The following is a 21,622-nucleotide window of genomic DNA, read 5'->3' as shown; positions in this document are numbered from 1 at the left end:
TATCCGCCGCGCGCGCGCCGCAGGGCTGCGGCGCGCACGGGCGGACGGCAGGAAAACCGGCCGGCCGGGCGCGACCGCCCCGCCGGCCGGCGGGGGTTTCAGGGTGCGCGCAACACCGCGTCGAGTTCGGCACGCGTCACGTCGAGCGCCACGTTGCACTCGATCGCCGCATCGTCGACGCGTGGCTTGCGCTCGTCCACCGCGCGCCGCGCGTGGTCGCACAGACGGGTGCGCACGCGCAGCCGTTCGGCCGCGTCGAGCGACGCATAGCGGGTGATCACGTCCGGATCGAACCGCAGGTCGACCGCGCAACGCCAGTCGCGCGCGCTTGCGTCGGCCGGCACGCGCACCCACGACACCTGGACGGTCAGCCGCCCGGACGCGTCGTCCGCATGCACGACGACGGTCGATTCCGACGGGAAACCGTTCGCGAGCGCATGCTCGAGTTCCGCGATGCGCTGCGACCGGTCAGGCGTGACGCTCATCGTCGGACGACGCCCAGCAGCAGCGTGACCAGGAAGATCACCACGAAGATATAGAACAGGATCTTCGCGATCTCCGCCGCGCCGGCTGCGATGCCGCCGAACCCGAACACGGCCGCGATGATCGCGATGATGAAGAAGATGATGGCGTATCGAAGCATGGAACCCTCCTGGATGACAGCGGTCACCGGTACGTATCGGCGTCGATCAGGCGTCGTGCTTGTGTTTCGGTTTGCCGTGGGCCGGCGTGGAAGCCATTTTCTCGAGCTCTTTTTCGCTCATCGATTTGGCCATCGACTTCGAAGGCGGTTTGAGGTCCTTCATTTTCGTCTCGCCGCGCTTGGCCGACAGGGCGGCCCCGGCGGCGCGTTGCTGGGCCTGCGATTTTGCTGGCATGGTCGTGCTCCTCTCGTGGGTGCGCGCATCGCGGCAAGCGGTGGCGCGCACGCGGTTGAACGTGGTTGAACGTGGTCGAGTGCGGTCGAATCGCCCGGCCGTCACGTCGCGTCGCCGCACCGCGGGCCGGCTCGCGAAGAGCGTCATCGCCTGGCGATCCTTCGCCACGGTGCCACGCGCAAGAACGATGCCTCGGCCGCGTGGCCTCGGCGAAGCCCGCCTCGAAAGCCGCCCGGCGAGTCGCTTCACGGCTGACCGTCTGCATGCGTCATGCATTGAGCGTGCCAGCTCGTCGAAGCGCGTCCGTGGCGGGTTCGCGCTGCGTGTCGCCGCGAGCGGCAGCGGATTATTTACAAGCCGACGGCAAGTTTTGGACACGCATTCCGTAATGCCGGGAAGCCTGCCGGATCGTCGGCCGTCATCGCTTCGCATCGATGCGATCGACGGCCGAACGATCGAGAAAGGCGGTCGTCAGTGCCGGCAGGTGGCGCAGCAGCCACGCGGCCAGGCTGCGCTCCTGTTGCAGGATCCGTTCGCAGCACGCGCGAATCTCCGCTTCGCCGGCTGCCTGCGCGGCCGCGGCGAGCGCCGTATACGCGGCGATCTCGACCTGCGCGAACGCGTACCCGGCCAGCGCTCCCTTCACCACTTCGTCGACGGCCAGCATGCCGGTCGCGATCCGGCCGTACGCGGCAATGCGCGCGGCCAGGTCCTTGATCGCGGATGGCGTCGTGCCGAGCCGCATCAGGCACGCTTCGACGAGCGCCTGCTGGCCGATCGTGTCGTCGAGATGCTGGCGCAAGCGATCCTGCAGTTGCGGATAGTGATCGAGCCGTTTCAGTTGCGCGGCGAGCAGCATCTCCGCCTGCCGCTCCATCGCATACGCATCGCGCAGCCAGTCTTCCAGGTGTTCGCGCGGATTCGCCATCGGTTTCCTCCGGCCGCATCGCGGGGCGGCATGCCGTGCGCCGCATCGGACGGCGCGCTGCACGGCGCACGCGATCCCGCGCGCATGCCGTGGGCGAGATACGGGCGCCGGGTCAGTACTGCATCAGCGGCGGCGTGCCCGGCAGCGGCCGGTCGCCCTGCGCACCGTTCGCGCCGGTCGACGGCCCGTCGGCCGCCTCGCCGCCGGCCGCGCCCTGCGGCATCAGGGTGCCCGGCGCCGGGCGCGTGTCGCCACGCGTATTCGCGTCGGGCATCGTCGTGGTCGACTGTGCGCCACGGCTGTCGGGTGGCGCCCCGCGGGCGCCGTAGGGGCCGTTCGCCGATTGCGTGCATGCGCCCAGCGCGCACGCGGCGGCGCACGCAAGGATGCCCATGCGTATCGTCTTCTGGATCGGGTTCATCGAAATCCTCCCTGTGACCGGCATCTCATAGCCGGTTGAAATGGAAATCGCCGGCGTACGCGGTCGGGGCGCGACGCGCCATCATCGCGTCGAATTCCACCGCCACGCGCGTGAGCGCGCGACGCTGCGAATCGATGCCGGCCTGCTCGAGCGCGGCGAACGCGTCGGCGTCGAACGCCACGGTCAGCGACGCCGGATGACCGTCGACGCGAAAGCCGATATGCAGCGCGCCGAGCGGCTTTTCCTCGATATGGAACGGCATCGCGCGCGCCTCGAAATGGCGGCCGAGCGTTTCGGCGAGGTCGCGCAACACGCCGGGTTTCACGCGGATGCTCATGGCGATGCCTCGTGGCGCGTTCGCGATACCGCGCCCATCGGCGGCGTATGCATGGGCGGCTCGCGCTCGGGCGGGGCATGCCCCGGTGGGTCGCCCTCGGGTTGCCGGTACGGCTCCGGCATGTCGGGGGGCACGTCGTCGGGATCGGGCGGTTCCGGATCCGGCCCGATGTCGGGCAGCGGCGGTTCGGGCCGCTGCAACCACTGCGCTGGGTCAGGTGTCATCGGCACTCCTTCATTGCGGGGTCGGCGGGTCGGCAGCGGGCGCGACCTTCGCCTGCCCAGGGTGCGCAAGCCCCATGCCGTCGTTCCCGTCACCCGCGTGTCCGCCGCGACGCGCACGCGGGTGCCGCGAACGGCCTGCCGTGCCTTCGCTACACCGTCCGCTGCAAATCTTGCAACGGCGCGGCTACGCGTCGAAAGCGGCCATCACGAGCCACAGCTCGCGGCCTTCATCGCGCACCTGTGCGGCGAGCGCATACGCATCGGACGGCTCGCACGCGCGCTGCAGCGCGAACCGCGCGGGCTCGGTCGAGCCGAACGTCTCGCCGCCGAGCGGCCTCACGTCGGCCTTGCCTTCGAACATCCGGCGCTCGGGCCGGTAGATCAGCGGTTCATGCTTCCATTCGTTGAAATGGCTCTTCAACGAATCGAATCCGCCGCCGCAGACGTTGACCTCGTAGCGCACGCCCGGTCGTCGTTTCGGAATCGTCATCGTGCCTCCCGCTCGAAATGCGCGCGGCCGGCACCGGTTGCGCCACGCGCCCGCGTCATCATCGTCATCGCCATCGCGGCAAGTCGCGTGCCGCGCGCGTCCGGTGCATCTCGGCGCATCTCGGCGCCTACCGGGCATGGCCGTTGCGGATGGGACATGCCATCGGCATCGACATGGAGGCTTGCGATGAAGGATTCGACCCGGACCGGCCACGACGCGCCGGCACACGAACGGCAACCTGATCCGTCGCCGCCGCTCAAGCACCGCGACCGCGCGCGCACGCGCCATTCGGAACGCCATATCGACAAGCAGCTCGAGGACACGTTTCCCGCGAGCGACCCGCCCGCGACCGGCGGCGTCACGCGCATCGAGCCGGATACGCCGCCCGGCACGCACGACGAGGGGCCGTGGCAGGACAAGCGCGAACGCGGCGACGCATGAGCGCGCACGGCACGTGGCTTGCTGATTCTGTCGCGCCCGTTTCGACCCATTGCACTACCGAACCCGTGAGGAGAATTTCATGCATCGCGTCAACGAAATCATGTCGCAGGACGTCGTGCACATCGCACCGACCGACTCGATCCGTCATGCCGCGCAACTGATGGAGCGCTACGACGTCGGCGCGCTGCCCGTGTGCGACAACAACCGGCTGATCGGGATGGTGACGGACCGGGATCTCGCGGTGCGCGCGATTTCGGCCGGCAAGCCGCCGGAGACGCGCATTCACGAAGTCGCGTCGGGACCGATCGAATGGTGTTTCGACGACGATTCGCTGGACGAGATCCAGCACTACATGGCGGACGCGCAACTGCGCCGCCTGCCGGTCGTCGATCACGACAAGCGGCTGGTCGGCATGCTGTCGCTCGCCGACATCGCGACGCGCATGGCCGGCCCCGAGCGGGACGATCTCGCGAACACGCTCGAAGGCGTGTCGCAACCGAAGCAGACGTGACGGAGCGATTCCCGCCCCGTCCCGACCACCCCGCGCGACCCGCAGGGCCCGCCCCGGGCACCGTCGCGCCCCATGCAGCCTGGAGGAAACCATGCAGACTTCCGATCAAGGTCAAACCCGCATCATCGGCAAGGGTGCCGCGACGGCGGCCGGCCCTGGCCCCGACGTGATGGCGGCCGATACGCTGGAAGGCGACAAGGTCTATACGACCGACGGCGACGATGTCGGCAAGATCAAGGACATCATGCTCGACGTGCGCTCCGGCCGCGTCGCCTACGCGGTACTGTCGAGCGGCGGCATCCTCGGCATCGGCGACAAGCTGCACGCGATCCCGTGGAGCGCGCTCACGCTCGACACCGAGCGCAAGTGCTTCCTGCTGTCGGTGTCGTCCGAGCGGATCCGCAACGCACCGGGGTTCGACAAGGACCACTGGCCGGCGATGGCCGATCCGCAATGGGCCGCGCCGCTGCACGAGTTCTACGGCAGCACGCCGTACTGGAGCGCCGGCGACGAACTCGGGCTGACCGACCCGACCGAGGAACTGAACGATCCGCGCTCACGCGACCGTCTCTGATCGCGCCATCGCGCTGCGCCGGTTCACCGGCGCAGCCGCGTCGAACGCCCCGCCCGCGCGGGGCGTTTTTCTTGCCGGCCGTCGCGGGGGCGGCCCGGACGCGACTGGCGACTGGCGACAGGGGACAGGCGCTACGCGCGATGCCGCAGCGCGTCGATCACGACGGTAAACGCGCGCGACGCCGGGCGGCGGCTCGGATAGTACGCGTGGTAGCCGGGAAAGACCGGGCACCAGTCCGGCATCACGATCCGCAGGCGGCCGTCGCGGACATGCTCCAGCACGATGTCCTCGGTGACGAACGCGATGCCGAAGCCGTCGAGCGCCGCCTGCACCATGTGCGGCTGCGTGTTGCAGGTGATCCGGCCGTTCACGCGCGCCAGCACGTCGTTCCTGCCCTTCTTCAGCTCCCACGCATAGAGTCCCTTCGCGGTGGCGAGCCGCAACGTGACGCAATCGTGATCGAGCAGGTCCTGCGGCTTCTTCGGCGGCTTGCGGCCATCGAGATAGGCCGGCGACGCGACCATCGCCATCCGGACGTCCGGGCTGATCCGCACGGCGATCATGTCCTTCGCCACCTGGTCGCCGTAGCGCACGCCGATGTCGTAGCGCTCCTCGACGATGTTCGACAGCCCGTAATCGACCGACAGCTCGATGCGGATATCCGGGTAGGCGGGCAGGACCTGCCTGAGCTTCGGCCAGATGATCGTGTCGATCGGATGCTCGGTGGCGGTAATGCGCACCACGCCGGCCGGCTTGTCCCGGAAATCCGACAGCGCGGCCAGTTGCGCGGTGATCTCGTCGATGCGCGGGGCCACCGCCTGGAACAGCGCTTCGCCCGCGTCGGTCGTCGACACGCTGCGCGTCGTGCGCGTGAGCAGCCGCACGCCGACCCGCGCCTCGAGATCGCGAATGGTATGGCTCAGCGCCGACTGCGACACGCCGAGCCGCGTGGCCGCGCGCGTGAAGCTGCGCTCGCGGGCCACCGCGAGAAACACGAGCAGGTCGTTCAGGTTTTCGCGCGCCATGTCGAAACGCTCCGGTCGGGACGGACGCCCATCGTAGCACCGCCGGCGGCGATTCATCAGTTTGGCTCATGAGTCCAAGCGCGCCGCGCTACTTAATCGATCCGCGACGAATCACTAGACTGCGAAGCCATCGACCCGATGCGTCGCGGCAGCGCCCGGACGCTCGGACTACCCGCATTCCGGAGCCCAACCTCATGACTACCCGCTTTCTCACCGCCGTCGCCGCCACTGCCGCGCTGGTCGCGTCCGGCTCGCTGTTCGCGCAATCCGCACCGGGCCTGACGCGCGAGCAGGTCCGCCAGGACATGCAGCGCTACGAGGCCGCCGGCTTCAATCCGGCGCGCATGAACCCGCGCAGCTGGGTCGACGACGCCCAGGCCGCCGCGGCCCGGGTGCAGGCCGGTCACGCCGACGACGCGCGCACGCAGCTCGCCGGGCACGGCGCCACGACGCGTTGCGACTGAGCGCGCGACCCACTCCTTGTTCCGATCCGGTTCCCGACATGCCATCCGTCTCCACCCCCGATCGCGGCACGGCACCTGACGGTGCGGCCGCATGGGGCGCCGTCCTCGCGATGTCGCTCGGCGCATTCGCGCTGGTCGCCTCCGAGTTCATGCCGGTCAGCCTGCTCACGCCGATTGCAGGCGACCTGCACGTCAGCGAAGGCCAGGCCGGCCAGGCCATCTCCGTATCGGGCGCGTTCGCGCTGGTCACGAGCCTGTTCATCGCGTCGCTCGCCGGCCGGCGCGATCGCAAGCCGTTGCTGCTGGTGCTGACCCTGCTGACGATCGTGTCCGGCACGCTCGTCGCGTTCGCGCCGAACTACGCGGCGTTCATCGCCGGCCGCGCCCTGATCGGCGTGGCGATCGGCGGCTTCTGGTCGATGTCGGCCGCCACCGCGATGCGCCTCGTGCCGGCGCCGCACGTGCCGCGCGCGCTGGCGATCGTGAACGGCGGCAATGCGCTGGCGACCGTCGTCGCGGCCCCGCTCGGCAGTTTTCTGGGCGGAATCGTCGGGTGGCGCTGGGCGTTCTTCTGCGTCGTGCCGGTCGCCGCGATCGCATTCGGCTGGAAGCTCGTCAGCCTGCCGTCGATGCGGTCCGCGCCGCGCGGCGCGTCGGCCAACGCGCTCAGGCTGCTGGCCCGGCCGCCGGTCGCGCTCGGCATGGCGGCGGTCAGCGTGTTCTTCATGGGCCAGTTCACGCTGTTCACCTACCTGCGTCCGTTCCTCGAAACCGTCACGCACGCCGGCACCGTCACGCTGTCGCTGCTCCTGCTCGTGATCGGCGTCGCGGGTTTCGCGGGCACGTTCCTGATCGGCGGCGTGCTGGCACGCGGGCTCTACCGGACACTCGTGGCCACGCCGGCACTGATGGCCGCGATTGCGGCGGCGCTGATGGTGTTCGGCGGCTCCACGGCGGCCACCGCCTGCCTGCTCGGCGCCTGGGGGCTGCTCGGCACCGCGGCGCCGGTCGGCTGGTGGACGTGGCTCGCCCGGACGCTGCCGCACGATGCGGAAGCCGGCGGCGGGCTGATGGTGGCGGTCGTGCAACTCGCGATCGGGCTCGGCGCGACGATCGGCGGCATGCTGTTCGACCTGCACGGCTACCGCGCGACCTTCGCGATGAGCGCGGCGCTGCTCGCGCTCGCCAGCGGGCTGGCCGTCGTCGCGGGCCGGTCCGCCCGACATGCCGCCACGCGCACCGGCGGTTGATGCCTGCGCCACGGCGCCCCGGCGGCTTTTTTACAAGCGCCGTGTAACCGCCCCGTCCGACGTCGCGCGGCCGCTCGCCGCGTCCAGATAGCCCAGCAGCCGGTGCGGCGTCAGCGGCTTCGCGCAGTGCGCGTCGAACCCGGCTTGCTTCGCCGCCTCGCAGTCGCGTCGCGACGCGAGCCCGCTGCACGCGACGAGCAACATGCCGCCGGTATGCGGATCACCGCGCAGCCGCGCCGCCAGCTGCAGCCCGTCGAGGCCCGGCATCGCGATATCGATCACGACCGCGAACGGCTGCCAGTCGCGTGCGATCGCGCAGACGGCGAACGGATCGACGGCAATGCGGCATTCGAAGCCGCGCGCCTCGAGCAGCAGGCGCAGCGCATCGGCGGCGTCGCGATAGCCGTCGACGATCAGCACGCGACGCGGGCGCCTCGGCACGCTGTCGGGGGCGCGCCACAGCAGCACGTCGTCCGCGGCCGGATCGTCGCCGGGATCGGGAAGCATCGCGTTTCTCCTGTCGCTGACACCGCCTCCACGCAAACCCCGCGCCCGTCTCGGCCGATGCGGAACGGCGGTTGCTGCACAGGGACGAATCGTCGTACCGGAGCCCGTCATGCGCGTCACGCTGCGCTTTCGTTTCTGTTCCGCCCCGCTGGCGTGGGCGACCTGCCGCGCCCCGGGCCGCACGGGCGTCGTCACATGACGCGCCATCCGCCGCCCGCCGACGCCGACGCCGACGCACCGGCGACACTCGGTGCATGCCGCCGCTGTGCGTTGTGGGAGCATGCGACCCAGCCGGTGCCCGGCGCCGGCCCCGTCGACGCGACGATCATGCTGGTCGGCGAGCAGCCGGGCGACCAGGAGGACCGCCAGGGATTGCCGTTCGTCGGCGCGGCCGGGCGCATGCTGGACCGCGCACTCGGTGAAGCCGGGATCGAGCGCGCGCACTGCTACCTGACGAACGCGGTCAAGCATTTCAAATGGGAGCCGCGCGGCAAGCGCCGGCTGCACAAGACGCCCGCGCAACGCGAGGTGGCCGCGTGCCGCTACTGGCTCGAACGCGAACTCGATGCGGTACGGCCGCGCGTCGTCGTCGCGCTCGGCGGCACCGCATTGCGCGCGCTGCTGCAAGACAACGATGCGACGCTCGAGGCCGCGCGCGCGCCGATTCGCACGGCGCAAGGCCTGCTCGTCGTCGCGACCTATCACCCGTCGTACGTGCTGCGCACGCGCGGCGCCGATTCGCGCGAGCATGCGTACCGGAGGCTCGTCGACGCGTTGCGCACCGCATCGCGCCTGGCCGGCGAACCCGACCGCGACGGCGACCTCGATCGCGACAACCGGCCCGGCGCACGCGGAGGCACTCGATGAGCGCACCCGGCGACGACGCGCGGCCGGCCGCGGGCGCCGCGCCGCGCACCGCGACACCGTGGTACCGGCGGCTCGGCCCCGGCCTGCTCGCGGGGGCGTCCGATGCCGATCCGAGCAACATCGCGGTCTACGCGCAGGCCGGCAGCCAGTTCCGCTTCAACATGCTGTGGATCATCGTCGTCACGCTGCCGATGATGGTGGCCGTGCAGCTCGCGTCGGCGTTCATCGGGCGCCGCAACCGCGCGGGCCTCGTCGCGGGCATTCGCGAGCACTACTCCGACCGGCTCGCCAAGGCGCTGATCGTGATGGTCGCGATCGTCAACGTCGTCAACGTCGGCGCCGATCTCGCGGCGATGGGAGACGCGACCGCGCTCGTCGCAGGCGGGCGCAGCTACTGGTACGCCCCGGTCTACGGGATCGCCTCGCTCGCGCTGCAGGTGACGCTGTCGTACGAGCGCTATGCGCGCTGGCTCAAATGGATGACGCTCGGGCTGATCGCCTACGTCCTCGAACTCGGCTTCGTGCCGATCGACTGGCACGGCGTGATGCATGCGATCGTGCTGCCGAAGATCGAATTCACGCACGCGTATGCGACGACCACGGTGGCCGTGCTCGGCACGACGCTGAGCCCCTACCTGTTCGTGTGGCAGGCCGCGCTGGAAGTGGAGGAAACCGCATCCGGGCCACCCGACACGCGCCGCGAAACCGAGCGGCGCGTCACGTTCGACACGTGGGTGGGCATGATCGTCACGAACGCGGTGTCGTTCTGCATCATGGTGATCGGCGCCGCGGTGTTCTTCGCGCGCGGCCGGCACGACATCGGCACCACCGCGCAAGCCGCCGAAGCGCTGCGGCCGATCGCCGGCGAAGCCGCGTTTCTCGTGTTCGCGTTCGGCATCGTCGGCTGCGGGCTGCTCGCGATTCCCGCGTTCGCGGGCAGCGCCGCGTACGGCTGCGCGGAAGCGTGGCGGTTCCGCGAAGGGCTGAACGAGCCGGTGCGGCGTGCCCCCGCGTTCTATGCGGTGCTGGCGCTGTGCGTGATCATCGGCATCGTGATCTGCGTGAGCCCCATCGATCCGATCAAGGCGCTGTACTGGAGCGCGGTGCTCAACGGGATCGCGGCGGTACCGATGCTCGTACTCGTGATGCTGCTGACGCACCGGCGCGAGGCGGCCGGACAACCCGGCAGCGGCATCGTGTCGAAAACGTTCGGCTGGCTGGCGGTCGCGCTGATGGCGGCGTCGGTCGTGACGATGGTCGTCGACCTGCTGACCTGAACCGCGCATCGACCGTTCATTGCGCGCGCCACTTTCGCGGCGCCGGGCCGGCCGCGTCGCGGCCATGCCCGGCCCGCCGCGCTTACATCATCTTGCCGCGCGAACGTTCGGCGCGCGCCGCATCCGCCGCCGACTCGACCTTCTTCACTTCCTCCGGCGGCGGCAGCACCGCCTTGAAGCCCATCGACTGGATCCACATCTCGCGCGCCCAGCCCCGCGTGTGATACAGGTGATGATCCTCGTCGGCCTCGACCTCGTCGTGCGCGTCCTTCAGCGTCTTCGCGGCATCGCCCGACAGCTGGTCGGCCGCATAGCCGATCAGCTCCCAGTTCAGGTGATCCTTGGTCTCGGCGAGCACCACGCACTCGGCCGCGACGACCTGCGCGACGGCCGGCTCGGCCTGCTTCTGCGCCTGCTCGATCGTATGCACGAGCGCCTTGCCGATGGCCGCCACCGCGCTGCGGCCGGGCGTCTGCGCGTCCGGGTCCATGCCGAACGTCTCGAACACCTTGCGCAGCACCTCCTGGTGATGCAGCGTCTCGCGATGGTACTTCTCCCATTCCTTGTGCAGATCCTCGTCGGTCGCGCATTGCAGCGCGGCTTCGTAGATCTTCGCGCCGCCAAGCTCGGTTTCGTATGCCTGGCAGAGCAATTCGCGGATGCCTTCGTGTTTCGGTTGCCGATGGGCCATGACTGCCTCTCCAAAAAGACGGGCCGCACCCGCGGCCCGGGGTTGAACGGGCGCGCGTTACTGCGCGCCCACCTTGCGTTCGAGCGCCTGCGCCATGCTCAGGTGATGCCGCAGCGTCGGCAGCGTGGTGCTCGCGAACTCCCTCAATGGCGGATCCCGCCCGTTTCGCGCTTCGCCTTCGAACAGCGCGACGGCCTTGCTGTGTGCAGCCGGGCCGACCGCCGCGACGTACGCGACGTCGAAGTCGCGACCGTGCTTACCGCGCAGCGCCTCGACGTCGGGGTCCTGGATCTGCTCGACCTGCGGCTTCATGCCCTGGCGCGCGGCGATCTCGTTCAAGCGCGCATTCGCCTTGCCGTGATCGGCCACCATGCGCTGCGCGAAGGCGCGCACGTCCGGCGACTGCGCCTGCCGCAGCGCGAGCTGGCTCGCCTGCACCTCGGCCTTGCCGGCGATCGCGGCTTTGTCGACGAATTCCGCGTCGCCGCCTTGCGGCGCTTTCGCGATCATCGCGTCGCCCGCGCCCGACGACGGGTTGATCACGCCGCCCGGCACATGTGAATTCGATGCGGGCGGCTCGCTCGGCATCTGCGCGCGGGCGAGCCCGCCGGCGGCGAGCACGGCCGCGGCGAACGCCGCGATCGTCCAGTTGGGTCGTTTCATGGGTTTCCTCCTTGCATGGGGCGAGAGACGGCCGTCAGCCGCCGACGATCGAGCCGCCGTTCGGATGCAGCGTCTGCCCGGTCATGTAGCTCGCGCCTTCCGACGCGAGCAGCACGTAGCAGCCGATCAGTTCGTCCGGCTGCCCCGGCCGCTTGAGCGGCACGTTCGCGCCGAACTTCGCGACCTGCTCGGCCGTGAACGTCGACGGAATCAGCGGTGTCCAGATCGGCCCGGGCGCGACCGCGTTGACGCGGATGTCGCGTTCGGCCAGCTCCGCCGACAGCGACCGCGTGAACGCGACGATCGCGCCCTTGGTCGCCGAGTAGTCGGGCAGCGTCGGATTGCCGTGATACGCGGTCACCGATGCGGTGTTGACGATGCGTCCGCCGTGCTTCATGTGCGGCAGCGCGGCCTGCGTGCAGAAGAACATGCCGTACACGTTCGTGCGGAACGTGCGTTCGAGCTGTTCCTCGGTCACGTCCTCGATGCCCGGGCGCGGATGCTGTTCGCCCGCGTTGTTCACGAGCACGTCGAGCCGCCCGAGCCGCTCGACCGTGCGCGCCACCGCGTCGTACGCCTGCCGTCGGTCGCCGACGTCGCACATGATCGCCTCGCAACGCCGGCCGGCCTGCTCGATCAACTGCTTCGTATGCGCGGCGTCGGCCGACTCCTTCAGGTAGACGATCGCGACGTCGGCCCCTTCCTTCGCGAAGCCGATCGCGACCGCGCGGCCGATCCCGCTGTCGCCGCCCGTCACGAGCGCGACCTTGCCGGCGAGCTTGCCGCTGCCGACGTAGTCGGCGGCGTCGTCGCGCGGCTGCGGATGCATGTCGCGCTCGGTGCCCGGCTGGTGGTCCTGGTGCTGGGGCGGCGGAGTCTGTGCGGCAGTCATGGGGGCGTTCCTCCCTGAACGGTGTCGTCATATCGCTCGCAAGCGGCGTGCCGCACCGCGCAACGCCGTCGTTGCGCGTGCCACGCTGCAAACGGGCGTAAAAAATTCAGCGTGGCTGGCCGTCCGACGCGGGCTCGCCGGGCCGGCGTACCGGATCGAAGTCGCGCCACTCGCCGTCCTGCCAGTCGCCCTCGACACGCTCGATCGACGACGCCCCGGTCGCGCGCAGCACGTCCTCCGCGGTATTCACGGTGTCGGGCGCCACGCGCACCGCGAGGATCACGCCGGATTCGCTCTGCGCGAGCGTGCCCTTGCCCTCGGCCTGCTCGCCGCGCATCCGGCCCAGCGCGCCGCCGAAGGCGCCGAGATACGCGCCGGCCAGCGCGGCGGCGGCCGGAACGAACCAGTAGCGCACGCCGATCGCATAGACGAGGAGCCCCACGACGATGCCGATCACCACCCCGCGGATCGCGCCGATCATCGCGCCGCGCCCGCCCGGCTTCGCCGCCGTATCGGCATAGACGTCGCCGCCGATCGGAAAGCGCGCATGCTGTCCAGCCGGATTCAGGAAGAAGATCGATACGTCGTCCGAACCGAACGCGCGCTCGTAAAGGTGACGCGCCCCACCTTCCGCTTCGTCGAACGTCGTGAAGCGGCCTGCGACGATCATCGCCATGGTCGTGCTCCTCGTGACGGGGGTGGCGCTCACATCAGCCGCCCGAGTTCCTTCGACACCGACGCCGGCGTGCCGTATTCGCGATCGGGAATGCGGCGAAGCATGTCGATCACGCCGGGGTCCGCGTGCGAGCGTTCCGCGCACTCGACGACCGCCGCCTTGCTGGCCGGATAGTCCATGCCCTTCAACGCCTTCTGCACGTCGATCGGGCTCGGCGCCTTGCCGTGGCCGCCCTGATGGCCGCCCTTGTCATGGTCCTGCTGCGCGCGCTCGCCTTCGTGCGCGCGCGAGTGGCTGTATTCGTGGCCCGTATGTTGTCGGGATGTCATGAAAATCTCCTTGGGGATGAACGAAATCACGTCGACGCACGGCGCGCCCGCGCCAGCGCGGCGACCACCAGCGCCGCCGCACCGAGGGCGACCGCCCCCGCCACCTTCGGCCGCTGAACCACCGTGTTGTAGGCGCAGCCGCGCAGCACGGGCCCGTCCATGCCTTCGCGCTCGTGCAGCGCATGGCGCGGCTCGTACAGCGCGTTGTCGTCGCGCGGGCGGGCGGGTCGATCCGTGCGCTGGCTGCGCCAGAACAGCCGGGCCGCGATGCGATCGAACAGGTGCGGCGCGTGATACGCGCTCGCCGACGTGAACTTCGCCGCGCCGCCCACGAACAGCGTGCGGCGCGGATGCGCGGCCGCGAACAGGATCGCGTCGGCCACCAGTTCCGGGTCGTAGATCGGCGGCGGCAGCTTCGCCTCGACGTTCATGTAGTTTTTCGCGTGCATCACGAACATCGTGTCGATCGCGGCCGGCTTGATCAACGTCACGGACACCGGCAGGTGGTCACCCTCCATCTCGAGCCGCAGCGAATCGGTAAAGCCCTTCACCGCATGCTTGGACGCCGCATACGCGCTCTGCAACGGCACCGGCGCGTCGGACGCCTCGCTGCCCATGTTGATGATCGCGCCGCCGTGAAAATCGTCCTTGCGCCGGAAGTGGTCGGCCGCCACGAGCGAGCCGTGCACGACGCCCCAGTAGTTGGTGTCGAACAGCTTGCGCTGGTCGTCGAGCGGCACCGCGGAAGCCGGGCCGAAGATCGATACGCCGGCGTTGTTGATCCACGTGTCGAAGCCGCCGTAGGTCTCGACGGCCTTGGCGGCCGCGCGCTGCAGGTCCTCGAGATTGCCCACGTCGCCCGCGACCGCCACCGCGAGATCGCCATGCTGGCGAAGCTCCTCGCACAACGTATTGAGCGCGGCTTCGTTCCGCGCGAACAGCACCAGCTTCGCGCCGCGGCGCGCGGCCTTGCGCGCGGTGACGAGGCCGATGCCGCTCGTCGCGCCGGTGATCACGATCGTCTGCTCGCCGACCGGTTTGAGCATGCAGTTCATGGCTGGACTCCTTGTGCGGCGCGGCCGCGGTCACTTGGCCCGGATCGTCAACTGATCGCGCACGTCCTGTACGCCGTCGACCTGCTTCACGACGCTGACGGCCTGCGTGCGCTGCGCCTCGTCGGGCACGCTGCCGGTGAGCGTCACGATGCCGCGCCGCGTCTTCACGTGGATGTCGCCGGACGACAGCCCGTTCGTCCCGACCAGCTCGGCCTTCGCCTTGGTCGTGATCGTGGCGTCGCGGATTTTCGTGCCGGTCGTCGTATGCGACGACGCTGACGCCGACGCGGCACTGTCGTCGCCGGCGGCGAGCGCGTTCGGCGCGATCACCGCGCACGCCGTGGTGGCGGCGATCGCGATCGCCATGCCGGCGCGCATCGCGTTGCGACGACGGACCCTCGGGGAACGGGCTTGCAGCGGGAATGCCTTCATCGTGACCTCCTTTCGTCGAGCCGGGATAGCCGGCGGGTGAGCGGGACAGCGCAAGTCGCGTGCCTCGGTGCCGGTGCGGCGCCGCCGCGGGTTCGCCCGATCAGACGCCCTTTCATCCAACCCGTTGTAATTTTTTCGGTATCCCGACGGGGGGCTCCGCGGGCAACGCCCCGGGTATGCCGCTTGCCGAACCACCGGCAACGGTGGCCCATCCACGCGGCCCCGATACCGGGAGCAACACCATGCAAAGAATCGCGTTGATCAGTGAGCACGCATCGCCGCTGGGGGTGATCGGCGGCGTCGATGCCGGCGGGCAGAACATCTATGTCGCGAACGTCGCGAAGCAACTGGCCGAGCGCGGCCTCGACGTCGATGTCTATACGCGTTGCGACAACCCGCACCTGCCGGAAGTCGTGCCGATCGGCACGCACATGCGCGTGATCCACGTACCGGCCGGGCCGCCGACCGACGTGCCCAAGGAGCGGCTGCTGCCGTACATGGTCGCGTTCGCGGACGGCATGGTCGCGCGCATGCGGCGCGAGCCCGACCCGGTCGACGTGATGCACGCGAACTTCTTCACGTCGGGCGACGCGGCATTGCGCGTGAAGCGGCAGCTCGGCATTCCGCTCGTCACGACCTTCCATGCACTCGGCCGCGTGCGCCGGCTGCACCAGGGCGACGCCGACGGCTTTCCCGATGCGCGCTTCGCGATCGAGGAGACGCTCGCGCGCCGTTCGGACCGCGTGATCGCCGAATGCCCGCAGGATGCGCTCGACCTGACGACGCACTATCGCGCCAATGCCGCGCGCATCGAGATCGTGCCGTGCGGCTTCGACGTGCGGGAACTCAGGCCGACGCCGCGCATCGACGCGCGCGCGCAGCTCGGCTGGCCGCAGGATGCCTTCGCCGTGCTGCAGCTCGGCCGCCTCGTGCCGCGCAAAGGCATCGACACGGTGATCGACGCGCTGGCCCGCATGCCGCGCGACCCACGCCGGCCGACCCACCTGTATATCGTCGGCGGCAGCCAGGCCACGCCCGACCCGGCCCGCGACCCGGAACTCGCCCGCCTCGCCGGGCTGGCGCACGACCTGGGGATCGCCAATCGCGTGACCTTCGTCGGCCGGCGCGACCGCGACGCGCTGCACCTGTACTACAGCGCGGCCGACGTGTTCGTCACGACCCCGTGGTACGAGCCGTTCGGCATCACGCCGGTCGAGGCCATGGCCTGCGCGACGCCGGTGATCGGCAGCCACGTCGGCGGCATCCGCACGACGGTGGAAGACGGCAAGACCGGCTATCTCGTGCCGCCGCGCGATCCCGCCGCGCTGGCCGCGCGGCTCGTCCAGCTGCGCGCGCAACCCGAACTGGGCGCGGCGCTGGGGCGCGCCGGCTACCTGCGCGCGCATCGCTTCTATACATGGCAAGGCGTGGCCGACCGGCTGGTCGACATCTATCGCGACGTCGCGCGGCCGCGCAGCGCCGGCGCGTCGGCCGGCACCGGTCGCCGCACGCCCGTGTCGATCACATCGGGCGCGCTCGCCCATCGCAAGGAGAACGCATGATGAAGGGCCATGATCGCAAACGCGTGCTCGTCGCCGGCGGCGCCGGCTTCCTCGGCTCGCACCTGTGCGAACGCCTCGTGACGGACGGCCACGACGTGCTGTGCGTCGACAATTTCTACACGGGCGCGAAGGACAACATCGCGCATCTGCTCGACGCGCCGACCTTCGAACTGATGCGGCACGACGTGACGTTTCCGCTCTATGTCGAGGTCGACGAGATCTACAACCTCGCGTGCCCCGCGTCGCCCGTCCACTACCAGCGCGACCCCGTCCAGACGACCAAGACGAGCGTGCACGGCGCGATCAACCTGCTCGGTCTCGCGAAGCGCGTGAAGGCGCGCATCCTGCAGGCGTCCACGAGCGAGGTGTACGGCGACCCCGACGTCCACCCGCAGCACGAGCAATACTGCGGCCGCGTGAATCCGGTCGGCCTGCGCGCCTGCTACGACGAAGGCAAGCGCTGCGCGGAAACGCTGTTCATGGACTATCACCGCCAGTACGGCGTCGACGTGCGGATCGCGCGCATCTTCAACACGTACGGCCCGCGCATGCATCCGGCCGACGGCCGCGTCGTGTCGAACTTCATCACGCAGGCGCTCGCCGACGCGCCGCTGACCGTCTATGGCGACGGCAGGCAGACGCGCTCGTTCTGTTACGTGGACGACATGGTCGACGCGCTGATCCGGCTGATGAATGAGCCGGGCGACGCGAGCGAACCGGTCAATCTCGGCAGCGACGCCGAGATCGCGATGCTCGACATCGCGCGCGAAGTCGTGCGGATCGTCGGCGCGACGGTCGCGATCGAGTTCCGGCCGCTGCCGTCCGACGATCCGCGCCAGCGGCGGCCGAACCTCGATGCCGCGCAGCGGCGCCTCGACTGGCGCGCGACCACGCCGCTCGCCACCGGGCTCGCGCGTACCGTGCGGTACTTCATTCATCGGCAGGCCGCGCTTCACCAACCGGGCGATCTCGTGCGCAGCACGCAGATCGCGTCGCACCTGCTCGCGCAGGCCGATATGCCGCGCCGCCCGGCACCGGCGCAGTGACGACGCCGGCGCGTCCGGCGCGCGCCGTCCGTCAGTCCGTCAGTCGTCGCGCTTCGTCACGAGCATGATCTTGTGCGCCAGTTCGCGCACGTCGACCGGCTTGCACAGATAGCCGTCGAAGCCGGCCTCGAGGGCTCGGCGCTCATCCGCCGGGCCCGCGTGCGCGGTGACGGCAAGCACGCGCAGGTTCCGCGTGTCGCCGTTGCCGTCGCCGTCGCCATTGCCCGCACCGCGCCGAAGCGCGTCGAGCAGCCAGAAGCCGTCTCCGTCCGGCATCGCGAGATCGGACAGCACGACGGTGGGCTGCAGGCCGGCGGCCATCGCGAGCGCTTCGCGGCCCGACGACGCGACCGTGACGGCCGCGCCGAACGTCGTCAGCGCGGCGGTCAGGCTCGCGCGCGTCGTCGCATCGTCGTCGACGATCAGGATCCGCTGCGCGGCGAGCCCGAGCGGCGCGTGACGGTCGCCCGCCTGCGCGAGCCCCCACGCCATCGCGCCGGCCGGCTGCCAGCCGGCCGGCAGCCTCACCGTGAACGTCGAGCCGAGATCGCGGCCCGCGCTTTCGGCCGTCACGGTGCCGCCGTGCAGCTCCGCGATATGCCGCACGATCGACAGCCCGAGACCGAGCCCGCGCCGCGACGACGCGGGCGAATCGTCCGCGCGACGGAACATGTCGAAGACGTACGGCACGAACTCGGGCGCGACCCCCTGCCCCGTGTCGGCCACGGTCAATACCGCATGCGTGCCGTTGCGCGCGAGCCCGACATGCACGCTGCCGCCGCCCGGCGTGAACTTCAGCGCGTTCGACACGAGGTTCGACAGCATCTGCCGCAGCCGTTCGGCGTCGCCGGACACGATGAACGTGCTGGACCCGCAAGCGAATTCGAGCATGACGCCGGCCGACGACGCGGCCGTCTGGAACGTGCCGACCGAGTCGGAGAACAGCCGCGCGAGGTCGACCGGCGCCGCGTCGAGCCGCAGCTTGCCGGTCGCGAGCGACGACGCGTCGAGAATGTCGCCGACCATCCGCGTGAGCGAGCGCGCGCTGCGGTCGATCGCATCGATCGCCTGACGCTGCAGCGCGTGGTCGACCGAATGGCGCAATACCTCGACCCAACCGTAGATCACGTTCAGCGGCGTGCGCAGTTCGTGCGACACCGTGGCCAGCAACTCGTCCTTCAACCGGTTCGACGTATCGGCCTGGTCGCGCGCATCGCGCGCCCCCTGCAGCGACCGCTTCGCGCGCAGGTCATGCCGGCGCCGCGCCCCGGTCTCGTGCAGCGTCAGCGACAGCGCGAGGGCCGAGCGCGCATCGCCGTGCAACGGGCGGGCCGACACGGTCGCGCGAAACCGCCGGCCGTCGCGCCGGACGCACAGCAGTTCAATGGGCCCGAGCGCGTCGCTCAGGCCGTCGAACGATTCGGCGAGCGGGCTGCGCCGCAGCCAGCGCATCGCGACCAGGGACTCGAGCGAACGGCCGCGTGCGTCGTCTTCGTCATAGCCGAAAATCCGCTGCGCGGCCGGGTTCCAGCTGACGATGCGGCCATCGCCGTCGACGCCGACGATCGCGTCGGGCGACGCGTCGACGACCGCTTGCTGAAGACGCGACGCATCGACCCGCGCGCGGTCCGCGCTGGCGTCACGCACGATCATCACCGCGCCGTCGATGTGGCCGTCCACGTCACCGAGCGGCGACGCCACCTCGACGACCGGTACCGGATCGCCGCCCTCCGCCGCCTGCAGCCAGTGCCGGTCGGACGTCGCATGGGCGCCGCCGAGCGCGCGTTCGAGCGGGGTCGTCGGCACGCGACCGCCCGCGTCGTCGACGATCCGCAGCACGTCGCGCGCGGGCCGCCCCGTCGCGTCTTCCGGCGTGCAACCGACGAGCGCGGCCGCGGCCGCGTTGAGGTAGGTGACCCGCCCGTTCGCATCGGTCGCGATCACGCCGTGCGGCAGTGCCTGCAACACGGCTTCGAGCCGCTGCCGCGCGGCCGCCTCGCGCCGGCGCGCACGATCGTTCGTGAGCCGCGTATGGCGCAGCATCGCCGCGAGCGCGCACACCAGCACGCCGACCAGCATGAACGTGCCGAGCTGCACGAGCCGATCGGGCAGCGGCTGCGTATAGGCCGCGGGATCCGAGAGGAACAACGTCCACACGAGTATTCCGCTGGCCACGGTCGACACGATGCCGAACAGGAACGACGTCGCCCATGCGGCGCCCGCGAGCAACGGGTAGTACAGCACGAACGGCAGGTTCACGCCGCCGAAACGGATCGCGAGCGACTGCAACACGGTCGCGATCGCGACCAGCATCGCTGCCATCACGTAATTGCCGGCGCGCGGTCGGGTCATTTCAATCATCGGACACGTTCCTGCCTCGAGTGGCCGGGCGCTCTCCCGGAAACGACGGCCGGGCACGACGCCTGCTCGCCCGGCTGGCCCACCACCCGGGAGATCATCTCGTGACGCATGACCCGACACGCTGGCTCGTTATCTCGCCCCATCTGGACGACGCCGTCTTCAGTTGCGGGCGCCTGCTTGCGGCAGCGCCCGGCTCGATCGTCGTCACCGTATTCGCCGGCATTCCGCCGCGCGATGCGCCGGCGCCGCCATGGGATCGCCGCGCAGGCTTCCAGCGCGCCGACGAAGCCGTGCGCGCGCGCCGCGACGAAGACCGACGCGCGCTCGCACGGCTCGACGCGCAGCCGGTCTGGCTCGACTTTCTCGACGATCAATACGGCACGCCCGCCGCATCGGCCGCGATTGCCGCGCGCGTGGCGCGGGAGATCGACGCTCACGCCGGGTTCGGCGTCCTCGCGCCGGCCGGCCTGTTCCACCGCGATCATCTGCAAGTGCAGCAGGCCGCGCTGTCGCTGCTGGAGCGCGCACGCGCGTCGCACGACGCGGCGCGCGCGTGGCGCTTCTACGAGGACGTCCCGTACCGCCGGATCGCGGGGCTGATGGCCCAGCGCGTGACCGGCTGGCGCGAGCGCGGCTGGATCACCCATCGGGCCGGCGCCCCGGCCTGCGACCGCGCGGAAGCCATCGCCGCGAAAGCCGCCGCGGTCGCCGCGTATGCGAGCCAGGTTGGGTTGTTCGATCCTCATATGCGTGCCGATCTCAAGGAACCCGAAACGTACTGGCGGCTCGAATGCGACGTCACGTTCGCGTAACCCCCGCGCGCCACGTTGCGCCGCCGCCCGAACCGCGCGTGACCGCCATCGTGCTGACGTTCCGACGACCGGCCGGGCTCGCGCACACGCTGGCCCGGCTCTCGTCGCTGCCCGACCGGCCCGCCATCGTCGTCGTCGACAATGCGGCGCAAGCCGACACCGTCGCGCTGATCCGCCAACGCTATCCGCACGTCGTACTCGTGCAGGCGCCCGCCAATCTCGGCGCGGCCGGCCGCAATCTCGGCGTGGCCGTCGCCCGCACGCGCCACGTCGCGTTCTGCGACGACGACACATGGTGGGCGCCCGGTTCGATCGAGCAAGCGGCGGACCTGCTCGACGCGTATCCGCACGTCGCGGCCGTCACCGCGCGCGTGCTCGTCGGCCCTGACCAGCGCGAAGACCCGACCTGCCGCCTGATGGCCGACAGCCCGCTCGATGCGCCCGTCACGCTGCCCGGCCGCCCGATCCTCGGCTTGCTGGCCGGCGCGACGGCGTTCCGGCGCGACGCGTTCATGCAGGCAGGCGGCTACCATCCGCGCTACTTTCTCGGCGGCGAGGAAGCGCTGCTCGCGCTCGACCTGTACCGCGCCGGCGGATGGCTCGTCTATGCGCCGCGCCTCACGGTCCACCATGACCCGTCGCCGCAGCGCGACGCGCACACGCGCACCCGCGTCACCGCCCGCAACGCGGTATGGACTGCCTGGCTCAGGTGGCCGGCCCCGGCCGCGCTGCGGCAGACCGTGCGGCTGCTGCCGCGCCTGTGGCGCGACCGCATGCTCGCGCGCACGTTCGCGGGCCTGGTGTGGATCCTGCGTGAGCGCCGTACGATCCCGCCGCACGTGGAACGCATGCGCCGCCAGCTTGAACGCGATGCGCGTCGGGATGCGTGCCACGGAGCATGAGCGCGGC

General features: G+C 70.5%; 29 protein-coding genes. 11 read left to right on the top strand and 18 right to left on the bottom strand.

Translation table 11 applies throughout. The features are described 5' to 3' along the window. Positions 1–98 precede the first annotated feature (98 nt). The 8 genes from CFB39_RS36295 to CFB39_RS36260 form a co-directional block, all read right to left on the bottom strand. Positions 99–485, bottom strand: coding sequence for a DUF3022 domain-containing protein (locus CFB39_RS36295; protein ID WP_089476637.1), 387 nt, complete (start codon positions 483–485; stop codon positions 99–101). Next, the gene (locus CFB39_RS36290; RefSeq protein ID WP_006767422.1) at positions 482–643 is read right to left on the bottom strand and encodes a DUF1328 family protein; all 162 of its coding nucleotides are present in this window, start codon (positions 641–643) and stop codon (positions 482–484) included. The genes CFB39_RS36295 and CFB39_RS36290 overlap by 4 nt, the downstream gene beginning before the upstream one ends. A 46-nt stretch (positions 644–689) precedes the next feature. Further along, the gene (locus CFB39_RS36285) at positions 690–878 is read right to left on the bottom strand and encodes a DUF3008 family protein (RefSeq protein WP_039371381.1); all 189 of its coding nucleotides are present in this window, start codon (positions 876–878) and stop codon (positions 690–692) included. A 418-nt stretch (positions 879–1,296) separates the two neighbouring features. Next, positions 1,297–1,806 (bottom strand): DUF892 family protein, encoded by a 510-nt coding sequence (locus CFB39_RS36280; RefSeq protein ID WP_089476636.1) that lies wholly within the window; start codon positions 1,804–1,806, stop codon positions 1,297–1,299. 112 nt (positions 1,807–1,918) lie between these two features. Further along, positions 1,919–2,227: a hypothetical protein gene (locus CFB39_RS36275; RefSeq protein ID WP_089476635.1), complete on the bottom strand. Its 309-nt coding sequence runs from the start codon at positions 2,225–2,227 to the stop codon at positions 1,919–1,921. 25 nt (positions 2,228–2,252) lie between these two features. Further along, on the bottom strand, positions 2,253–2,564 hold the full coding sequence (locus CFB39_RS36270) for a hypothetical protein (protein ID WP_089476634.1): 312 nt from the start codon (positions 2,562–2,564) through the stop codon (positions 2,253–2,255). After that, the gene (locus tag CFB39_RS36265; RefSeq protein WP_089476633.1) at positions 2,561–2,788 is read right to left on the bottom strand and encodes a hypothetical protein; all 228 of its coding nucleotides are present in this window, start codon (positions 2,786–2,788) and stop codon (positions 2,561–2,563) included. Before CFB39_RS36265 ends, CFB39_RS36270 begins: the two co-directional genes overlap by 4 nt. A gap of 184 nt (positions 2,789–2,972) precedes the next feature. Continuing rightward, positions 2,973–3,278: a hypothetical protein gene (locus CFB39_RS36260; RefSeq protein ID WP_089476632.1), complete on the bottom strand. Its 306-nt coding sequence runs from the start codon at positions 3,276–3,278 to the stop codon at positions 2,973–2,975. A 186-nt stretch (positions 3,279–3,464) separates the two neighbouring features. Between CFB39_RS36260 and CFB39_RS36255 the strand changes: the two genes are divergently transcribed. The 3 genes from CFB39_RS36255 to CFB39_RS36245 all read left to right on the top strand — a co-directional run bounded on the left by CFB39_RS36255 (position 3,465) and on the right by CFB39_RS36245 (position 4,804). Further along, positions 3,465–3,719: a hypothetical protein gene (locus tag CFB39_RS36255; RefSeq protein ID WP_089434103.1), complete on the top strand. Its 255-nt coding sequence runs from the start codon at positions 3,465–3,467 to the stop codon at positions 3,717–3,719. Between the two features lie 79 nt (positions 3,720–3,798). Continuing rightward, positions 3,799–4,230 carry a CBS domain-containing protein gene (locus tag CFB39_RS36250; RefSeq protein WP_039371315.1) on the top strand — a complete coding sequence of 144 codons (432 nt, stop codon included), beginning with the start codon at positions 3,799–3,801 and terminating at the stop codon, positions 4,228–4,230. A 91-nt stretch (positions 4,231–4,321) separates the two neighbouring features. Further along, a complete protein-coding gene (locus tag CFB39_RS36245; RefSeq protein WP_089463676.1) occupies positions 4,322–4,804 on the top strand; it encodes a PRC-barrel domain-containing protein in 483 nt (160 codons plus the stop codon). Between the two features lie 131 nt (positions 4,805–4,935). Here CFB39_RS36245 and CFB39_RS36240 read toward each other — a convergent pair whose 3' ends face one another. Then, entirely contained in the window at positions 4,936–5,829 is an 894-nt protein-coding gene (locus CFB39_RS36240; RefSeq protein WP_089476631.1) for a LysR family transcriptional regulator, read from the bottom strand. Positions 5,830–6,023: 194 nt separating this feature from the next. Here CFB39_RS36240 and CFB39_RS36235 point away from each other — a divergent pair, with 194 nt between their 5' ends. Next, positions 6,024–6,293, top strand: a complete 270-nt coding sequence (locus CFB39_RS36235) for a DUF4148 domain-containing protein (RefSeq protein WP_089476630.1) — start codon at positions 6,024–6,026, stop codon at positions 6,291–6,293. A 38-nt stretch (positions 6,294–6,331) separates the two neighbouring features. Next, complete coding sequence (locus CFB39_RS36230; RefSeq protein WP_089476629.1) at positions 6,332–7,543, top strand: MFS transporter; 1,212 nt, start codon at positions 6,332–6,334, stop codon at positions 7,541–7,543. Positions 7,544–7,573: 30 nt separating this feature from the next. On the opposite strand, the gene CFB39_RS36225 is transcribed toward CFB39_RS36230, so the two are convergent. Further along, positions 7,574–8,050, bottom strand: a complete 477-nt coding sequence (locus tag CFB39_RS36225; RefSeq protein WP_089476628.1) for a response regulator — start codon at positions 8,048–8,050, stop codon at positions 7,574–7,576. A gap of 195 nt (positions 8,051–8,245) precedes the next feature. On the opposite strand from CFB39_RS36225, the gene CFB39_RS36220 reads away from it, so the two are divergent. Together CFB39_RS36220 and CFB39_RS36215 are read left to right on the top strand one after the other, a co-directional pair. Continuing rightward, complete coding sequence (locus tag CFB39_RS36220; protein WP_089476627.1) at positions 8,246–8,917, top strand: UdgX family uracil-DNA binding protein; 672 nt, start codon at positions 8,246–8,248, stop codon at positions 8,915–8,917. After that, on the top strand, positions 8,914–10,194 hold the full coding sequence (locus CFB39_RS36215; protein WP_089476626.1) for an NRAMP family divalent metal transporter: 1,281 nt from the start codon (positions 8,914–8,916) through the stop codon (positions 10,192–10,194). The genes CFB39_RS36220 and CFB39_RS36215 overlap by 4 nt, the downstream gene beginning before the upstream one ends. 82 nt (positions 10,195–10,276) lie before the next feature. Here the strand turns inward: CFB39_RS36215 and CFB39_RS36210 are convergent, their stop codons facing one another. The 7 genes from CFB39_RS36210 to CFB39_RS36180 form a co-directional block, all read right to left on the bottom strand. Next, positions 10,277–10,885, bottom strand: coding sequence for a DUF892 family protein (locus CFB39_RS36210; RefSeq protein ID WP_089476625.1), 609 nt, complete (start codon positions 10,883–10,885; stop codon positions 10,277–10,279). A gap of 57 nt (positions 10,886–10,942) precedes the next feature. Then, positions 10,943–11,548 carry a DUF4142 domain-containing protein gene (locus tag CFB39_RS36205; protein WP_089476624.1) on the bottom strand — a complete coding sequence of 202 codons (606 nt, stop codon included), beginning with the start codon at positions 11,546–11,548 and terminating at the stop codon, positions 10,943–10,945. 34 nt (positions 11,549–11,582) lie between these two features. Beyond that, complete coding sequence (locus CFB39_RS36200; RefSeq protein ID WP_089476623.1) at positions 11,583–12,440, bottom strand: SDR family oxidoreductase; 858 nt, start codon at positions 12,438–12,440, stop codon at positions 11,583–11,585. Positions 12,441–12,546: 106 nt separating this feature from the next. After that, positions 12,547–13,116: a hypothetical protein gene (locus CFB39_RS36195; protein ID WP_089429284.1), complete on the bottom strand. Its 570-nt coding sequence runs from the start codon at positions 13,114–13,116 to the stop codon at positions 12,547–12,549. 29 nt (positions 13,117–13,145) lie between these two features. Then, positions 13,146–13,445 (bottom strand): DUF2795 domain-containing protein, encoded by a 300-nt coding sequence (locus CFB39_RS36190; protein ID WP_175238089.1) that lies wholly within the window; start codon positions 13,443–13,445, stop codon positions 13,146–13,148. Positions 13,446–13,471: 26 nt separating this feature from the next. After that, a complete protein-coding gene (locus tag CFB39_RS36185; protein WP_089434096.1) occupies positions 13,472–14,500 on the bottom strand; it encodes an SDR family oxidoreductase in 1,029 nt (342 codons plus the stop codon). A gap of 30 nt (positions 14,501–14,530) precedes the next feature. After that, positions 14,531–14,932 carry a BON domain-containing protein gene (locus CFB39_RS36180; RefSeq protein ID WP_089476622.1) on the bottom strand — a complete coding sequence of 134 codons (402 nt, stop codon included), beginning with the start codon at positions 14,930–14,932 and terminating at the stop codon, positions 14,531–14,533. A 242-nt stretch (positions 14,933–15,174) separates the two neighbouring features. Here CFB39_RS36180 and CFB39_RS36175 point away from each other — a divergent pair, with 242 nt between their 5' ends. Both CFB39_RS36175 and CFB39_RS36170 read left to right on the top strand, forming a co-directional pair. Then, positions 15,175–16,494: a glycosyltransferase family 1 protein gene (locus tag CFB39_RS36175; protein ID WP_089476621.1), complete on the top strand. Its 1,320-nt coding sequence runs from the start codon at positions 15,175–15,177 to the stop codon at positions 16,492–16,494. Next, entirely contained in the window at positions 16,494–17,540 is a 1,047-nt protein-coding gene (locus CFB39_RS36170; protein ID WP_089430080.1) for a UDP-glucuronic acid decarboxylase family protein, read from the top strand. Before CFB39_RS36175 ends, CFB39_RS36170 begins: the two co-directional genes overlap by 1 nt. 39 nt (positions 17,541–17,579) lie before the next feature. Here CFB39_RS36170 and CFB39_RS36165 read toward each other — a convergent pair whose 3' ends face one another. Beyond that, positions 17,580–19,901, bottom strand: a complete 2,322-nt coding sequence (locus CFB39_RS36165; RefSeq protein ID WP_089476620.1) for a PAS domain-containing protein — start codon at positions 19,899–19,901, stop codon at positions 17,580–17,582. A gap of 101 nt (positions 19,902–20,002) precedes the next feature. Here CFB39_RS36165 and CFB39_RS36160 point away from each other — a divergent pair, with 101 nt between their 5' ends. After that, positions 20,003–20,713, top strand: coding sequence for a PIG-L family deacetylase (locus CFB39_RS36160; RefSeq protein ID WP_089476619.1), 711 nt, complete (start codon positions 20,003–20,005; stop codon positions 20,711–20,713). Continuing rightward, positions 20,692–21,615: a glycosyltransferase family 2 protein gene (locus CFB39_RS36155; RefSeq protein WP_089476618.1), complete on the top strand. Its 924-nt coding sequence runs from the start codon at positions 20,692–20,694 to the stop codon at positions 21,613–21,615. Before CFB39_RS36160 ends, CFB39_RS36155 begins: the two co-directional genes overlap by 22 nt. The last annotated feature ends 7 nt before the right edge of the window (positions 21,616–21,622 follow it).

The sequence above is a fragment of the Burkholderia sp. AU6039 genome (assembly GCF_002223365.1).
In the GTDB taxonomy this organism is placed as follows: domain Bacteria; phylum Pseudomonadota; class Gammaproteobacteria; order Burkholderiales; family Burkholderiaceae; genus Burkholderia.
Note: the sequence above shows the minus strand (reverse complement) of the source record. Positions and strands in the feature narration are given on the sequence as shown.

Bases quoted from the DNA above. Each gene is read 5' to 3' on its own strand.
- CFB39_RS36295 (WP_089476637.1), bottom strand. From the start codon at position 485: ATGAGCGTCACGCCTGACCGGTCGCAGCGCATCGCGGAACTCGAGCAT.
- CFB39_RS36290 (WP_006767422.1), bottom strand. From the start codon at position 643: ATGCTTCGATACGCCATCATCTTCTTCATCATCGCGATCATCGCGGCC.
- CFB39_RS36285 (WP_039371381.1), bottom strand. From the start codon at position 878: ATGCCAGCAAAATCGCAGGCCCAGCAACGCGCCGCCGGGGCCGCCCTG.
- CFB39_RS36280 (WP_089476636.1), bottom strand. From the start codon at position 1,806: ATGGCGAATCCGCGCGAACACCTGGAAGACTGGCTGCGCGATGCGTAT.
- CFB39_RS36275 (WP_089476635.1), bottom strand. From the start codon at position 2,227: ATGAACCCGATCCAGAAGACGATACGCATGGGCATCCTTGCGTGCGCC.
- CFB39_RS36270 (WP_089476634.1), bottom strand. From the start codon at position 2,564: ATGAGCATCCGCGTGAAACCCGGCGTGTTGCGCGACCTCGCCGAAACG.
- CFB39_RS36265 (WP_089476633.1), bottom strand. From the start codon at position 2,788: ATGACACCTGACCCAGCGCAGTGGTTGCAGCGGCCCGAACCGCCGCTG.
- CFB39_RS36260 (WP_089476632.1), bottom strand. From the start codon at position 3,278: ATGACGATTCCGAAACGACGACCGGGCGTGCGCTACGAGGTCAACGTC.
- CFB39_RS36255 (WP_089434103.1), top strand. From the start codon at position 3,465: ATGAAGGATTCGACCCGGACCGGCCACGACGCGCCGGCACACGAACGG.
- CFB39_RS36250 (WP_039371315.1), top strand. From the start codon at position 3,799: ATGCATCGCGTCAACGAAATCATGTCGCAGGACGTCGTGCACATCGCA.
- CFB39_RS36245 (WP_089463676.1), top strand. From the start codon at position 4,322: ATGCAGACTTCCGATCAAGGTCAAACCCGCATCATCGGCAAGGGTGCC.
- CFB39_RS36240 (WP_089476631.1), bottom strand. From the start codon at position 5,829: ATGGCGCGCGAAAACCTGAACGACCTGCTCGTGTTTCTCGCGGTGGCC.
- CFB39_RS36235 (WP_089476630.1), top strand. From the start codon at position 6,024: ATGACTACCCGCTTTCTCACCGCCGTCGCCGCCACTGCCGCGCTGGTC.
- CFB39_RS36230 (WP_089476629.1), top strand. From the start codon at position 6,332: ATGCCATCCGTCTCCACCCCCGATCGCGGCACGGCACCTGACGGTGCG.
- CFB39_RS36225 (WP_089476628.1), bottom strand. From the start codon at position 8,050: ATGCTTCCCGATCCCGGCGACGATCCGGCCGCGGACGACGTGCTGCTG.
- CFB39_RS36220 (WP_089476627.1), top strand. From the start codon at position 8,246: ATGACGCGCCATCCGCCGCCCGCCGACGCCGACGCCGACGCACCGGCG.
- CFB39_RS36215 (WP_089476626.1), top strand. From the start codon at position 8,914: ATGAGCGCACCCGGCGACGACGCGCGGCCGGCCGCGGGCGCCGCGCCG.
- CFB39_RS36210 (WP_089476625.1), bottom strand. From the start codon at position 10,885: ATGGCCCATCGGCAACCGAAACACGAAGGCATCCGCGAATTGCTCTGC.
- CFB39_RS36205 (WP_089476624.1), bottom strand. From the start codon at position 11,548: ATGAAACGACCCAACTGGACGATCGCGGCGTTCGCCGCGGCCGTGCTC.
- CFB39_RS36200 (WP_089476623.1), bottom strand. From the start codon at position 12,440: ATGACTGCCGCACAGACTCCGCCGCCCCAGCACCAGGACCACCAGCCG.
- CFB39_RS36195 (WP_089429284.1), bottom strand. From the start codon at position 13,116: ATGGCGATGATCGTCGCAGGCCGCTTCACGACGTTCGACGAAGCGGAA.
- CFB39_RS36190 (WP_175238089.1), bottom strand. From the start codon at position 13,445: ATGACATCCCGACAACATACGGGCCACGAATACAGCCACTCGCGCGCG.
- CFB39_RS36185 (WP_089434096.1), bottom strand. From the start codon at position 14,500: ATGAACTGCATGCTCAAACCGGTCGGCGAGCAGACGATCGTGATCACC.
- CFB39_RS36180 (WP_089476622.1), bottom strand. From the start codon at position 14,932: ATGAAGGCATTCCCGCTGCAAGCCCGTTCCCCGAGGGTCCGTCGTCGC.
- CFB39_RS36175 (WP_089476621.1), top strand. From the start codon at position 15,175: ATGCAAAGAATCGCGTTGATCAGTGAGCACGCATCGCCGCTGGGGGTG.
- CFB39_RS36170 (WP_089430080.1), top strand. From the start codon at position 16,494: ATGAAGGGCCATGATCGCAAACGCGTGCTCGTCGCCGGCGGCGCCGGC.
- CFB39_RS36165 (WP_089476620.1), bottom strand. From the start codon at position 19,901: ATGATTGAAATGACCCGACCGCGCGCCGGCAATTACGTGATGGCAGCG.
- CFB39_RS36155 (WP_089476618.1), top strand. From the start codon at position 20,692: ATGCGACGTCACGTTCGCGTAACCCCCGCGCGCCACGTTGCGCCGCCG.